The sequence below is a fragment of the Paractinoplanes brasiliensis genome, from assembly GCF_004362215.1.
Classification (GTDB): domain Bacteria; phylum Actinomycetota; class Actinomycetes; order Mycobacteriales; family Micromonosporaceae; genus Actinoplanes; species Actinoplanes brasiliensis.
This window is the reverse complement of sequence record NZ_SNWR01000001.1, coordinates 3,970,265-3,984,009: the sequence shown is the minus strand read 5'-3', so window position 1 is coordinate 3,984,009 and position 13,745 is coordinate 3,970,265. Positions and strand designations below refer to the sequence as shown.

Annotated in this window: 11 protein-coding genes; 6 read left to right on the top strand and 5 right to left on the bottom strand. The window is 70.3% G+C overall.

Annotation, left to right across the window (positions count from 1 at the left end):
* The first annotated feature begins 24 nt into the window (after window positions 1-24).
* The 3 genes from radA (at window position 25) to C8E87_RS17840 (ending at window position 3,471) form a co-directional block, all read left to right on the top strand.
* Window positions 25-1,443 carry a DNA repair protein RadA gene (gene radA / locus C8E87_RS17850; protein ID WP_133874142.1) on the top strand — a complete coding sequence of 473 codons (1,419 nt, stop codon included), beginning with the start codon at window positions 25-27 and terminating at the stop codon, window positions 1,441-1,443.
* Window positions 1,444-1,516: 73 nt separating this feature from the next.
* Window positions 1,517-2,707, top strand: coding sequence for a DNA integrity scanning diadenylate cyclase DisA (gene disA, locus C8E87_RS17845; RefSeq protein WP_133874141.1), 1,191 nt, complete (start codon window positions 1,517-1,519; stop codon window positions 2,705-2,707).
* Window positions 2,708-2,853: 146 nt separating this feature from the next.
* Window positions 2,854-3,471, top strand: coding sequence for a DUF6518 family protein (locus C8E87_RS17840; protein ID WP_133874140.1), 618 nt, complete (start codon window positions 2,854-2,856; stop codon window positions 3,469-3,471).
* Window positions 3,472-3,638: 167 nt separating this feature from the next.
* On the opposite strand, the gene C8E87_RS17835 is transcribed toward C8E87_RS17840, so the two are convergent.
* The 4 genes from C8E87_RS17835 to C8E87_RS17820 form a co-directional block, all read right to left on the bottom strand.
* The gene (locus C8E87_RS17835; protein ID WP_133874139.1) at window positions 3,639-4,154 is read right to left on the bottom strand and encodes a 2'-5' RNA ligase family protein; all 516 of its coding nucleotides are present in this window, start codon (window positions 4,152-4,154) and stop codon (window positions 3,639-3,641) included.
* On the bottom strand, window positions 4,155-4,907 hold the full coding sequence (locus tag C8E87_RS17830) for an adhesin (protein WP_133874138.1): 753 nt from the start codon (window positions 4,905-4,907) through the stop codon (window positions 4,155-4,157).
* Between the two features lie 83 nt (window positions 4,908-4,990).
* Entirely contained in the window at window positions 4,991-5,527 is a 537-nt protein-coding gene (def, locus tag C8E87_RS17825; RefSeq protein ID WP_239080551.1) for a peptide deformylase, read from the bottom strand.
* Window positions 5,524-6,027 (bottom strand): glycine cleavage system transcriptional repressor, encoded by a 504-nt coding sequence (locus tag C8E87_RS17820; RefSeq protein WP_133874136.1) that lies wholly within the window; start codon window positions 6,025-6,027, stop codon window positions 5,524-5,526. Before C8E87_RS17820 ends, def begins: the two co-directional genes overlap by 4 nt.
* A gap of 21 nt (window positions 6,028-6,048) precedes the next feature.
* On the opposite strand from C8E87_RS17820, the gene C8E87_RS17815 reads away from it, so the two are divergent.
* The 3 genes from C8E87_RS17815 to C8E87_RS17805 all read left to right on the top strand — a co-directional run bounded on the left by C8E87_RS17815 (window position 6,049) and on the right by C8E87_RS17805 (window position 11,000).
* A complete protein-coding gene (locus tag C8E87_RS17815) occupies window positions 6,049-6,945 on the top strand; it encodes an HhH-GPD family protein (protein WP_133874135.1) in 897 nt (298 codons plus the stop codon).
* Between the two features lie 148 nt (window positions 6,946-7,093).
* Window positions 7,094-9,592, top strand: coding sequence for an alpha-L-arabinofuranosidase family protein (locus C8E87_RS17810; RefSeq protein ID WP_203720881.1), 2,499 nt, complete (start codon window positions 7,094-7,096; stop codon window positions 9,590-9,592).
* Window positions 9,593-9,602: 10 nt separating this feature from the next.
* Window positions 9,603-11,000 (top strand): glycoside hydrolase family 43 protein, encoded by a 1,398-nt coding sequence (locus C8E87_RS17805; protein ID WP_133874134.1) that lies wholly within the window; start codon window positions 9,603-9,605, stop codon window positions 10,998-11,000.
* A 103-nt stretch (window positions 11,001-11,103) separates the two neighbouring features.
* Here C8E87_RS17805 and C8E87_RS17800 read toward each other — a convergent pair whose 3' ends face one another.
* Window positions 11,104-13,626 (bottom strand): ATP-dependent Clp protease ATP-binding subunit, encoded by a 2,523-nt coding sequence (locus tag C8E87_RS17800; RefSeq protein ID WP_133874133.1) that lies wholly within the window; start codon window positions 13,624-13,626, stop codon window positions 11,104-11,106.
* Window positions 13,627-13,745: the final 119 nt, after the last annotated feature.

Sequence of the window (13,745 nt, the reverse complement as noted above, 5' to 3'; positions counted from 1 at the left end):
GTACCGGCCCGTTAGCTTTGCGGGGTGACAACGTCCCGCACGGCCGCGAAGGCCGCCCGCCCCGCCTTCGTCTGCGATGCCTGCGGCCACCAGCCGCCCAAGTGGCTGGGCCGCTGTCCCGAGTGCGGTGAGTGGGGCTCGATCATCGAGTCCACGGTCAGCACCCCGCTCGGCTCCGGCCGGGTGGTCAGCTCCCGCATGCCGGCCGAGCCGGCCCGCCCGATCGCCCAGATCAGCGCGGCCCCGGCCAAGGCCGTGCCGACCAACGTGGGCGAGCTCGACCGGGTGCTCGGCGGCGGACTGGTGCCCGGCGCTGTTGTGCTGCTGGCCGGCGAGCCCGGTGTGGGCAAGTCCACTCTGCTGCTCGACGTGGCCCAGCAGTGGGCGGCCGGCGCGGGCACACCGTCCCTGGTGGTCAGCGGCGAGGAATCGGTGAGCCAGGTGCGGCTGCGGGCCGAGCGGCTCGGCGCCCTTCACGACCGGCTCTATCTGGCCTCCGAGAGCGATCTCAGCGCCGTGCTCGGCCACCTCGACGCGGTCAAACCCGGCCTGCTCATCGTCGACTCGGTGCAGACCATCTCCGCCCCGGGCACAGAGGGCGTCTCCGGCGGCGTCACCCAGGTCCGTGCGGTCACCGCGGCGCTTGTGGGCGTGGCCAAGGAACGCGGCATCGCGACCGTCCTGGTGGGTCACGTCACCAAGGACGGCCAGGTCGCGGGCCCGCGCGTCCTGGAACACCTGGTCGACGTCGTGCTGCACTTCGAGGGTGACAAGCATTCCTCGCTGCGCCTGGTGCGCGGGGTGAAAAACCGGTTCGGCGCGGCCGACGAGGTGGGCTGCTTCGAGATGCACGAGGGTGGCATCGCGAGCCTGCCCGACCCGTCCGGCCTGTTCCTCACGCGGTACAACGAGCCCGTCCCCGGCACGTGCGTCACCGTGGCCATGGAGGGCCGCCGTGCCCTCGTCACCGAGGTGCAGGCGCTGATCGGGGCCGAGGTGCAGGGCTCCCCCCGGCGTACGGTGTCGGGCCTCGACAGTGCCCGGCTGGCCATGGTGCTGGCCGTGCTCGAACGCCGCACCAAACAGCTCAAGCTCTACAACCGCGAGGTCTTCGCGGCGACCGTCGGCGGGATCCGCTTGATCGAGCCGTCGGCCGACCTGGCGATGGCGCTCGCGGTCGCCTCGGGCGGGCTCGACCTGGCGATGGCCCCCCACCTGGTGGCGATCGGCGAGGTCGGGCTGACCGGCGAGATCCGGCGGGTCGGGGCGGTGGGCCGGCGGCTGGCCGAGGCGGCCCGGCTGGGCTTCAAGGTGGCGCTGGTGCCGCCCGGCTGTTCCCCCGAGGCGCCCCGGGGCATCGAGGTGATCGAGGTCAGTGATCTGCGCTCGGCGCTGCAGTCGGCCGCGCGCGCCTCGGCCGCTCACGGCGGTGACCGTAAGTGACGTTTCATCACGCTACGGAGCATTCATCGAGCCACGGCTCGTTGCCCTGGATGGCAGTTCGTAGAATGTCCAGGTGCCGCTCGACCGCGATGGTTCCAAACCCGCCGCCAGCCCGACGCCACGACCAGGCGTCAACGGATCGGCGCAGCGTCCGGCTTCCACCGCCGCCGCCGGTCCCGGTCTCATGGGTGGCGGCGTGAGCGGCGATCCCCTGCGCGCCAATCTGGCCCTCATGGCCCCCGGCACGGCGCTGCGCGACGGCCTCGAGCGCATCCTGCGGGGGCGCACCGGCGCGCTGATCGTGCTCGGGCACGACGCCGTCGTCGAGAGCATCTGCACCGGCGGCTTCCCGCTCGACGTCGAGTTCTCCGCGACCCGCCTGCGTGAGTTGTGCAAGATGGACGGCGCGGTCGTCATGTCGAGCGACGGCACCCGCATCGTCCGGGCTGCCGTCCACCTCATGCCCGACCCTGCGATCCACTCCGAGGAGTCCGGCACCCGGCACCGCACGGCCGAGCGGGTGGCCAAGCAGACGGGCTTCCCGGTGATCTCGGTGAGCCAGTCGATGCACATCATCGGGCTCTACGTGAACGGGCAGCGGCACGTCCTCGACGACTCGGCCGCCATCCTGTCGCGGGCCAACCAGGCCCTGGCCACCCTCGAGCGTTACAAGCTGCGCCTCGACGAGGTGTCCGGCACCCTGTCGGCCCTCGAGATCGAAGATCTGGTCACCGTGCGTGACGCGGTGGCCGTCGTCCAGCGGCTCGAGATGGTGCGCCGCATCGCCGACGAGATCTCGGGCTACGTGGTCGAGCTCGGCACCGACGGCCGCCTGCTGGCCCTGCAGCTCGACGAGCTGATGGCCGGGGTCGACTCCGACCGCACGCTGGTCATCCGCGACTACCTGCCGACCGGCCGCAAGGCCCGCACGCTCGACGAGGCGCTGGTCGAGCTCGACCTGCTCACCGCGACCGAGATGATCGACCTGGTCGCCGTGGCCAAGGCGATCGGCTATCCCGGCGCGACCGACTCGCTCGACGCGGCGGTGTCGCCCCGCGGGTTCCGGCTCCTGGCCAAGGTGCCGCGCCTGCCCACTCAGATCGTCGACCGGCTGGTCGACCACTTCGGCAGCCTCCAGCGCCTGCTCGGCGCCACCGTGGAGGACCTGCAGGCGGTCGAGGGCGTGGGCGACGCGCGGGCCCGGGGCGTACGCGAAGGCCTGTCCCGCCTGGCCGAGGCCTCCATCCTCGAACGCTACGTCTGACGTTGCCGTGGCGCTGATCGCCCGCACCCGCCCGACGGCGCGGGTGCTCCGCCGCCGCTGAATCGGTCTTTCGGCGGATCGTGCGGGTCGGCGGTCCGTCGCGGGTTCGATGCGGGAGCGACGAGGCGTTCGTAAGCTCCCTCATCATGGTCAACAATCGCAGCGCCGTCGTCGCGGCGCCCGTGGCAGGTGTCCTGCTAGGGGTGCTGGACTTCGTCTGGATCAAGTACGTTCCGTCGCCCTTCGCTGATCTGGGGAACTCGATCGCGGTCTGGGCGGTGGCGGCGTTCCTGCTGACCTTCCGGTTCCGCTGGAGCCTGCCCGTCGGCGTCGTGGGGGCGATCGTGTGCCTGGTCGTCGCCGTGCCGTTCTACTACCTGGCGGCCACGGTGATCCAGAACGACGACCTGTCCAACGCGTACAACTCCACTGCCCTGATGTGGATGGGCCTCGGCGTGGTGGCGGGCGCAGTCTTCGGGGCGGCGGGCGTGCTTGCCCGTACGCCGGGACGCCTGCAGACCGCCGCGCTGGCCATGCCCGGTGCTGTCATGTTCGCCGAGGCCGTGATCCAGCTGCGCCGCATCGGCAACCCCAGCTATGACGACTCGGGACAGGTGCAGTCGAGCCTCGTCCTGATCGCCCTGGGCCTGCTGGTCATCTGGCTGGCCGGCCGTTCGTGGCCGCAGCGGGGGCTGGCCCTGCTGATCGCCGTCCCGTTCACCGCGATCGGCTGGGTGCTGCTGAGCTTCACCGGCTTCCGGTAAGTCACTGCCGGGCCGGACACTCCTCCGCCGCCTGTCCTCATTCCGCCGCCGCCGACCCGGACCGCGCGGATCAGGCGCGGCGGGGTTCGGGCCGGCACTGCGGCAAGTCCGCCACCCGGCGTTCCGCGGGCGCGCGAGCGAGGGGCGAGGGGCTGCCGAATCGCGGTTCAGGTGAGGGGGACGTCGATGCCGTTGGCGTGGTCGGCCACGGCGGCGCCGGTCACGGTGGCGTGCAGGGGCAGGATTTCGAGGCAGCGGCGCACCGCCTGGGCCATCTGCGGATTGGGCACGCGCATCGACACCGTGCAGTGCGGCACCCACCGGCCCGGTTGATAGAGCTCCCACGTCTCGACCCCGGCGGCCGCCAGCCGGGCGTGCACGTCGGCATGGTGGGCCAGCAGCGAAGCGGTCGGCGTGACACCCAGCCACAGCACCCGCCCGACGAACTGCCCCACGAAGTTCAGCTCAAGGGTCAGGCCGCGTCCCACGGTCAAGCCGTCGAGCGCTTCGACGATCGTGGACGGCTCGAGCGTACGGGCCGCGGCCAGCGAGACGTGCGGGCGGTGCTTGTCGTTCAGCAGCGACGCCAAGGTCGGGATGCCCTCGGCCTCCAGGGCACGCCACAGGGCGCGGACCCGGCGGGTGGCGTCCACGTCCAGGTAGAGCTCGAGCGCGGCGACCACTCAGGCCGAGATGGTCAGCACGACCGGGTTGCTCACCAGCGTGCCGAGGCGGGCCCGCAGCTCGAACTGCCCGGGTGGCGGGTTCGGGCCGGCCGGGGAGCCGCCGGTGCAGGTGCTCGACTGGCGGCCGTTCCAGGTGACCTTGTACGTCAGTTCCTGGCCGGGCGGGAGCTGCCGGACGTCACCGCCCTTGGCCGTGCTGCACGTGTCGGACGACCAGTACTTGCGCCCGCCCTGGTCGATGTAGAGCTCCTGCGGATCGGCGCCCACGTCACGAGAGCACGTACGCCGGCTCGTGTTTTTGATCTTGAGTTCGATCTGGACCGACTGGCCGCGCTTGATGTTGGTCGACGCGGGGATCGGGGTGACCGCCAGCTCGCCGTCGGCGCAGGACCCGTCGGCGGGCGCGGTGACGTTGTTGTTCTGGCCCGTGGCGTCGCCCGAGCCGCCGGTGGGCGGGAGCGTCTCGTCGGCGCCGCCGGGCTGAGTCTGCAGGTCGCCCGGGGCCGGCAGCGAGGGGCCGTTGTTGCCGGGCCGACCGTCCAGGAACGATGGCTCGGGTGTGCCGGGCGCGGGCGTCGGAAGTTGCGACGAGTTCGACGACGGTGTTTGCCCCTGTTTCTGGCCCTTGTCGTCGTCACCGCCCGAACACGAGACGAACAGCACAATGAGGCCGAGCAACACCGCGCCCAGCACGACCGCACGACGCCGCCAGTAGACGGCGGAGGGAAGGGGACCAACCGTCGTTCGCATAGTGGGGCCCACGGTAAACCCGAGCGTCCACGACATGGTCACGACGCGCCGGGGTTATGCGACACGTACTCACAACAAAAGCGCTAAAGGTAGACCTTACGCTGGTAGATGGCGTGTGCCCCGGCGACACGGTCGAGAAAAAGCTTTCCGGCGCAGTGGTCGATCTCGTGTTGCAGCGCCCGCGCCTCGAAAGCGTCGGTGGTGACGGTGACCTCTTCACCGGTTCCGGGCAGGGTCGCCACGACCACCACGCGGCCGGCCCGCTTCACGTCGCCGGTCAGGTCGGGCACCGACATGCAGCCCTCACGCCCGGCCTTCCAGCGGCTGGCCTCGATGACCTTCGCGTTGCACAGCACGAATGTGCCGTGGGTGGTGGCGGCCTTGGCGTGACCGGTCACGTCCACCGCGAAGAGCTGGACCCCGACCCCGACCTGCGGGGCGGCCAGGCCGACGCAGCCGGGCGAGACGCGCATGGTCGCGACCAGGTCGGCCGCCAGCTGCACGACCGCGGGGTCGGCCGGGTCGACCTCGTCGCCGACCGTGCTGAGCACTGTGGCGGGTGCGGTGACGACCGGGAGGACGTTGCCCTCCGGCCCGTCCCAGGCGATCGGCGACGTCACAGGATCTCCGATTCGGCGCGCCGCAGGGTCACCTCGACGCCCAGTTCGGCGGCGGCGACCGCGAGCCGCTCGGCCAGTTCGTCGGCGGCCCCGGCGGGCAGGTCGACCTCGGCGATGAGCACATAGAGGGCGCCGGTCAGGCGGGTGCTCAGATCGGTGATGTTTCCGCCGGCGGCCGCGACCACGCGGGTCACCGCGGCGACGATGCCGAGCCGGTCGGCGCCGTGGACACTCACCACGTACGGCTCGCCTTTATCGGATTTGTCGGATTCAGGCGAAACCTCGCGGACCTCGATGACCACACCGGACAGGGCGGACAGTGCCTGCCGGGCGTCAACCACGGACGGCCCCGTGCAGATCAGGGTCATGGTGAAGTGGCCGCGCAGGCGGGTCATGGTGGAGTCGGTCAGGTTGGCGCCGACTCCGGCCAGCGCCTCGGCCACGTCGGCGACGATGCCGGTCCGGTCGGGACCGATGACGGTGATGGCGAGCTCATGCACCTGCCTACAGTAAGACCTGCCATGACTCTCGCCGATGACGCCATCACGTGGTTCGACAAGAATGCTCGCGACCTGCCCTGGCGGCAGCCCGACACGACAGCCTGGGGTGTGCTGGTCAGCGAGGTGATGCTGCAGCAGACCCCGGTCGTCCGCGTCGAGCCCGCCTGGCGCTCGTGGATGACGCGCTGGCCCACCCCGGCCGACCTCGCGGCCGACCCGCCGTCCGAGGCGATCCGCATGTGGGGCCGGCTGGGTTATCCGCGCCGGGCCATGCGCCTGCATGCCTGCGCGGTGGCCATGGTCGAGCGCCACGGCGGCGAGGTGCCCTCAGATCTCGATCAGCTGCTGGCGTTGCCGGGCGTGGGCACCTACACCGGGCGGGCGGTGGCGACCTTCGCGTACGGGCAGCGGCACCCCGTGGTCGACACCAACGTCCGCCGCGTGGTGTCGCGGGCCGTCGAGGGCAAACCCGACGCGGGCCCGAGCACGACCGCGGCAGACCTGGTCGCCATGGCCGAGTTGCTGCCCGAGGAGCCGGCCCGGGCGGCCCGCGCGAGCATCGCCTTCATGGAGCTGGGCGCGCTGGTCTGCGTGGCCCGCTCGCCACGCTGCCCCGAGTGCCCGTTCGAGGCCGTCTGCGTGTGGCGGCTCAACGGCTCGCCCGCGCTCGACGGCCCGAGCCGCAAGCCGCAGCGGTACGCCGGAACCGATCGCCAGGTGCGCGGCCTGCTGCTCGAGGTGCTGCGCCACGCGACCGCCCCGGTCCCCCGGCAGCGCCTCGACGAGGTGTGGAACGACGACGTCCAGCGGGCCCGCGCGCTGGCCGGGCTCGTCGAGGACGGCCTGGTCGAGCCGCTGGGCGAGGACGTCTTCGTGCTGGCCGGCGACGGGCCACGCGTACCTCCGCAGTCTCTGTGAAGCCTCTGGCCTTCGTTCGCGCTTGCCTCTATGGTGAACGCTAACATCGATCGAACTCACACGGACACTGCCGTCTAGGTGCGCTAATGGAGTCACCGTTCATGCACTCGGAGGCCGACGTGTTCGCGCGAACAACGGGAGGACCCCCGTGGCCCGCTTCCGATCCCGAACGGCCGGCGCCGTTGTTGCCCTGGCCGCGTTGCCCCTGGTGGTCGCCCCACCGGCCGCCGCCGCCCCCACCCCCGACTACACGATCACCGTCGACCCGGCCAGGACCGGCCCGGCCATCGGCGACGAGATGTACGGCGTCTTCTTCGAGGACATCAACTACGCGGCCGACGGCGGGCTCTACGCCGAACTGATCCGCAACCGCTCCTTCGAGTTCCAGGCCGCCGACAACCGCTCGTACACGGGCCTGACCGGCTGGACGGCGACCGGCACGGCGACCACCGTCGACGACGCCGAGCGCCTGAACGAACGCAACCGCACCTACCTGCGGCTGACCGGCCCGGGCAGCATCACCAACGCCGGCTTCAACAGCGGCGTCGCGGTCAAGGAGGGCGAGCTCTACGACTTCTCGGTCTGGGCCCGCAGCGACAGCGCCGCAGCCCTGACGATCTCGCTGGCGACGGCCGGCGGCGCCGCGCTCGCCACCCCCCTGAAGATCAACATCAAGGACAACACCTGGTCCCGGTACGCGGGGACACTGCGCGCCACGAGCACCAGCGACGCCGGGCGCCTCTCCATGTCGGCGAACGGCGCCGGCGCCCACCGGCTCGACATGGTGTCGTTGTTCCCCCGCGCCACCTACAAGGGCCACGGCCTGCGCAAAGACCTCGCCGAAAAGGTGGCCGCCCTGCGCCCCGGGTTCGTCCGCTTCCCCGGCGGGTGCCTGGTCAACACCGGCAGCCACTACGCGTACGACGCCGCCTCCGGCTTCCCGCGCGCCCGCTCGTACCAGTGGAAGGACACGGTCGGTCCGGTCGAGACCCGGGCCACCAACGCGAACTTCTGGGGCTACAACCAGAGCTACGGGCTCGGCTACTACGAGTACTTCCAGTTCAGCGAGGACATCGGCGCGGCCCCGCTGCCCGTGGTGCCGGCCCTGGTCACCGGCTGCGGGCAGAACCGCGCGACCGACGACCCGGCCCTGCTGCAGCGGCACATCCAGGACACGCTCGACCTGATCGAGTTCGCCAACGGCCCGGTCAGCTCGACATGGGGCAAGCTTCGGCAGCAGATGGGCCACCCGAAACCGTTCGGCCTGACCATGGTGGCGGTCGGCAACGAGGAGAACCTGCCCGACGAGTACTTCGCGAACTTCGGAAAGTTCCGCGACGCGATCAAGGCGAAGTACCCGGCCATCACGGTGATCAGCAACTCCGGGCCGGACGACATGGGCGTCACCTTCGACAACCTGTGGGCCAAGAACAAGGCCGCCGGCACCGAGATGGTCGACGAGCACTACTACAACAGTCCCAACTGGTTCCTGCAGAACAACGACCGCTACGACTCGTACGACCGCAGCGGCCCCAAGGTCTTCCTCGGCGAGTACGCGTCGCAGGACGCCAAGTTCTTCAACTCGCTGGCCGAGGCGGCCTACATGACCGGGCTGGAGCGCAACGCCGACGTGGTCAAGATGGCCTCGTACGCCCCGCTGTTCGCCAACATCGACAACGTGCAGTGGCGGCCCGACCTGATCTGGCTCGACAACGACGAGTCGTGGGGCTCGACCAGCTATCAGGTGCAGAAGCTGTTCATGAACAACGTCGGTGACCGGGTGGTGCCGTCCACGGTCACCGGTGGCCGGGTCGTGCAGCCGAAGCCGATCACCGGCCGGGTCGGGCTCTCCACGTGGCGTACGGCGGCCCGGTACGACGATCTCAAGGTCACCACGCCGGACGGCACGGTGCTGCTCGAGGACACCTTCGACGACGGCAACGCGGACGGCTGGACCCCGCTCGAGAACCGCGGCGCTTGGGCGGTGGCCGACGGGGCGTACGCGCAAACCGACGTGACGGCCGAGAACACGATGGTCGCGGCGGCCACCGGCATCACCGCGACCGAATACGACATCACCGTCAAGGCCACCAAGACCGCCGGCGACGAGGGCTTCCTCATCCCCTTCGGGATCAAGGACTCGGGCTCCTGGTACTGGTGGAACCTGGGCGGCTGGAACAACACGCAGGGCGCGATCGAGAAGGCCACCGGGTCGTCAGCGGCCAAGGAACAGCTGCTCACCCGCCCCGACACGGTCAACACCGGCCAGACGTACGACCTCCGGATCGAGGTTCGCGGCACGAAGGTGACGCTGATCCGCGACGGCGAGGTGTGGGGCAGCTTCGACGACAACCAGGTCACCGAGCCGTTCGCACAGGTCGTCACCCGCGACACGAAGGCCGGCGAGATCATCGTCAAGGTCGTGAACGCCTCGCCCGAGCCGGCGCTCACCAAGGTCGACCTCGGCCGGCTCAAGGTGGCCTCCACCGGCCGCATAACCGTGCTCACCGGCGACCCGGGCGAGCAGAACACCCGCTCGGCCGAACCCATCCTGCCGGTCACCTCGACGGTCAAGGGCCTCGGCTCGACCTTCAGCCGGGAGTTCCCCGGAAGCTCGGTCACCTTCCTGCGCCTCAAGATCCGATAAGGAGCCTCGCATGTCCTTCCACCTGAGGCGACGCACGCTTCTCGGGGCAGCTGCCGGCACCGGTCTGGCCGGGATCGGCCTGGCCTCCTCGTCGCCTGCCACCGCCGCCCAGCCCCGCACCGACGCCGAAATCTACGGCGTCCCGACCGTCCAGCCGCTGGTCACCCAGCGGGCCGACCCGTTCGTCACCCCGCGCACCAACGGCATGTACTACTTCACCGGCTCGGTGCCCGAGTACGACCGGATCGCCCTGCGCGGCGCGTCCACCCTGGCCGGGCTCACCGGCGCGGCCGAGACGGTGATCTGGCGGCGCCCGGCCGGCGGCAAGATGGCCGGGCACATCTGGGCGCCGGAGCTGCACCGCATCGGCGGCAAGTGGTACGTCTACTTCGCGGCCGGCGACTCCGACGACGTGTTCCGCATCCGCACCTACGTGCTGGAGTCGCCGCTGGCCGACCCGCTCGACCCGACCGGCTGGCAGCTCAAAACCCAGCTGATGACCGAGTGGGACGGCTTCACGCTGGACGCCACGACGTTCGCCCACCGCGGCAAGCGTTACCTGGTGTGGGCGCAGAGCGAGCCCGAGATCGCGGTCAACACCAGCCTCTACATCGCCCGGATGGGCACACCGTGGTCGCTGGCGACCAAGCCGACCCGGATCACCACGCCCACCCGGGACTGGGAGATCCAGGGTTTCCGGGTCAACGAGGGGCCGGCCGTCCTGATCCGCAACGGCCGGGTGTTCCTGACCTTCTCGGCCAGCGCCACTGACGCGCGTTACTGCATGGGCCTGCTCACCGCGGACGCGGACGCCGACCTGCTGCGGCGCGAGTCGTGGGTGAAGACGCCCGACCCGGTCTTCGTGACGTCGGCGGCCACCGCTCGTTACGGGCCCGGGCACAACTCGTTCACGGTGGCCGAGGACGGGCGTACGGACGTGCTCGTCTACCACGCCCGCGACTACCGGGACATCACCGGCGACCCGCTGTACGACCCCAACCGGCACGCGCGGGTGCAGCGGCTCTACTGGCATCCGGACGGCACCCCGCTGTTCGGCGTGCCCGTGGGTGACGGCGGGCCGATCGTACGGATCTCCCCCGCGGACCGGCCGAACGACTTCGTGCGGCATTCCACCGGCGGTGCGCTGGTGGTCGAGCGGGCGCCGCACGACCTCGCCGCGACGCAGTTCCGCTTCGAGGCCCGTGACGACGGCACGGAGGTGGCTCGGTCGGTCGACCACCCGGATCAGTTCATCGGCCCGGGCCTGGCCCTCGGCGGCAGCCCCCTGGTGTTCCGCCGCGAGACGACCCGTACAGGCCTCAAGCTGCGCACCGACGGCGGTTACCTGCGCTTCTCGGGTTCGACCGTCTCGCTCGGCTCGACCGGCACTGTCCTGCGGCTGAGCTGACCCCAGCCCCCGCGCACGCGGTCCCCCCGCCGCGTGCGCGGGCCTGCGCACGAAACGGCCCGGCTGCGCTTCTCGTCGCAGCCGGGCCGTTTCGTACTTGTGCTTACTCCTCGGTGGCCGTCGCCCCGAGGTCGGCCGGAACCGCGTCGGGAACCGCGATCCCCCGGTCGGCGCCGGTGAAGGTCAGCTTCGCCTTCTCGACGTTCTCCGGGTCGCCCTCGCAGTCCACGACAACGATCTGGCCGGGGCGCAGCTCGTTGAACAGGATCTGCTCGGAGAGGGTGTCCTCCAGGTCGCGCTGGATGGTGCGGCGCAACGGGCGGGCGCCCAGGACCGGGTCGAAGCCCTTCTTGGCCAGGTACTTCTTGGCGTTGTCGGTCAGCTCGAGGCCCATGTCCTTGTTCTTGAGCTGGCCCTCGATCCGCGACGTGAAGATGTCGACGATCTGCAAGATCTCGTCCTGGCGCAGCTGGTGGAAGACGATCGTGTCGTCGATGCGGTTGAGGAACTCCGGGCGGAAGTGCTGCTTCAGCTCGTCGTTGACCTTGACCTTCATCCGGTCGTAGTTGCTCTCGACGTCCTCCGAGGCCTGGAAGCCCAGCGACACCGCCTTGGCCACGTCCCGGGTGCCCAGGTTCGTGGTCAGGATGATGACCGTGTTCTTGAAGTCCACGATCCGGCCCTGACCGTCGGTCAGCCGGCCGTCCTCCAGGATCTGCAGGAGCGTGTTGAACACGTCCGGGTGGGCCTTCTCGATCTCGTCGAACAGCACCACCGAGAACGGCTTACGACGCACCTTCTCGGTCAGCTGGCCGCCCTCGTCGTAGCCGACGTAGCCGGGAGGGGCGCCGACGAGCCGCGACACCGTGTACCGGTCGTGGAACTCGGACATGTCCAGCTGGATCAGCGCGTCTTCCGAGCCGAACAGGAACTCGGCGAGGGCCTTGGACAGCTCGGTCTTACCCACACCGGACGGGCCGGCGAAGATGAACGAGCCGCTGGGCCGCTTCGGGTCCTTCAGGCCGGCCCGCGTACGCCGGATCGCCTTGGAGACGGCCTTGACCGCGTCCTCCTGGCCGATGACCCGCTTGTGCAGCTCATCCTCCATGCGCAGCAGCCGCGAGGTCTCTTCCTCGGTCAGCTTGTACACCGGGATGCCTGTCCAGTTGCCCAGGACCTCGGCGATCTGCTCGTCGTCGACCTCGGACACGACGTCGAGGTCGCCGGCCTTCCACTCCTTCTCCCGCTGCGCCTTCTGACCCAGGAGCTGCTTCTCCTTGTCACGCAGCTGCGCGGCCCGCTCGAAGTCCTGCGCGTCGATCGCGGACTCCTTGTCGCGGCGCACCTGGGCGATGCGCTCGTCGAAGTCACGCAGGTCCGGCGGCGCGGTCATCCGGCGGATGCGCATCCGTGCGCCGGCCTCGTCGATCAGGTCGATCGCCTTGTCGGGCAGGAACCGGTCGGAGATGTAGCGGTCGGCCAGCGTCGCGGCCGCGACCAGGGCGGCGTCGGTGATGCTGATCCGGTGGTGGGCCTCGTAGCGGTCGCGCAGACCCTTGAGGATCTCGATGGTGTGCGCCAGCGACGGCTCACCGACCTGGATGGGCTGGAAGCGGCGCTCGAGCGCGGCGTCCTTCTCCAGGTGCTTGCGGTACTCGTCCAGCGTGGTCGCGCCGATGGTCTGCAGCTCGCCGCGGGCCAGCATCGGCTTCAGGATGCTCGCCGCGTCGATCGCGCCCTCGGCGGCGCCCGCGCCGACCAGGGTGTGGATCTCGTCGATGAACAGGATGATGTCGCCGCGGGTGCGGATCTCTTTGAGCACCTTCTTCAGGCGCTCCTCGAAGTCACCGCGGTAACGCGAACCGGCGACCAGCGCACCGAGGTCGAGCGTGTAGAGCTGCTTGTCCTTGAGCGTCTCGGGCACCTCGCCCTTGACGATCGACTGGGACAGGCCCTCGACGACCGCGGTCTTGCCGACGCCGGGCTCACCGATGAGGACCGGGTTGTTCTTGGTGCGGCGGGACAGCACCTGCATGACCCGCTCGATTTCCTTCTCGCGCCCGATCACCGGGTCAAGCTTGCCCTCGCGGGCGGCCTGCGTGAGGTTACGCCCGAACTGGTCGAGCACCAGCGACGTCGACGGCGCGGCCTCGCCCGCCGCCGCGCCGGCCGCGGCCGGCTCCTTGCCCTGGTAGCCCGAGAGCAGCTGGATGACCTGCTGGCGGACCCGGTTGAGGTCGGCGCCCAGTTTCACCAGGACCTGGGCGGCGACGCCCTCGCCCTCGCGGATCAGGCCGAGCAGGATGTGCTCGGTGCCGATGTAGTTGTGGCCGAGCTGCAGCGCCTCACGCAGCGACAGCTCGAGAACCTTCTTGGCTCGGGGCGTGAACGGGATGTGCCCGCTCGGCGCCTGCTGACCCTGGCCGATGATTTCCTCGACCTGCTGCCGCACCCCCTCCAGGGAGATGCCCAGGCTCTCCAGAGCCTTGGCAGCGACGCCCTCACCCTCATGGATCAGGCCGAGCAGGATGTGCTCGGTCCCGATGTAGTTGTGGTTGAGCATCCGGGCCTCTTCTTGGGCCAGGACGACAACCCGTCGCGCTCGGTCGGTGAACCGCTCGAACATGCCCTCGTGCTCCTCACGTGCCGTGCGCCAATGGACTGGCGGGGCCAGCGCACGGGCATCGGTGATACCCGTACTGACAACTCTATCGCCGCCGGGTGGTCTTGCTGGGTCCTCGCGGC

Coding starts and splice junctions, on each gene's coding strand:
- C8E87_RS17805 (WP_133874134.1), top strand. CDS start 9,603: ATGTCCTTCCACCTGAGGCGACGCACGCTTCTCGGGGCAGCTGCCGGC.
- C8E87_RS17800 (WP_133874133.1), bottom strand. CDS start 13,626: ATGTTCGAGCGGTTCACCGACCGAGCGCGACGGGTTGTCGTCCTGGCC.
- C8E87_RS17830 (WP_133874138.1), bottom strand. CDS start 4,907: ATGCGAACGACGGTTGGTCCCCTTCCCTCCGCCGTCTACTGGCGGCGT.
- C8E87_RS17840 (WP_133874140.1), top strand. CDS start 2,854: ATGGTCAACAATCGCAGCGCCGTCGTCGCGGCGCCCGTGGCAGGTGTC.
- C8E87_RS17815 (WP_133874135.1), top strand. CDS start 6,049: ATGACTCTCGCCGATGACGCCATCACGTGGTTCGACAAGAATGCTCGC.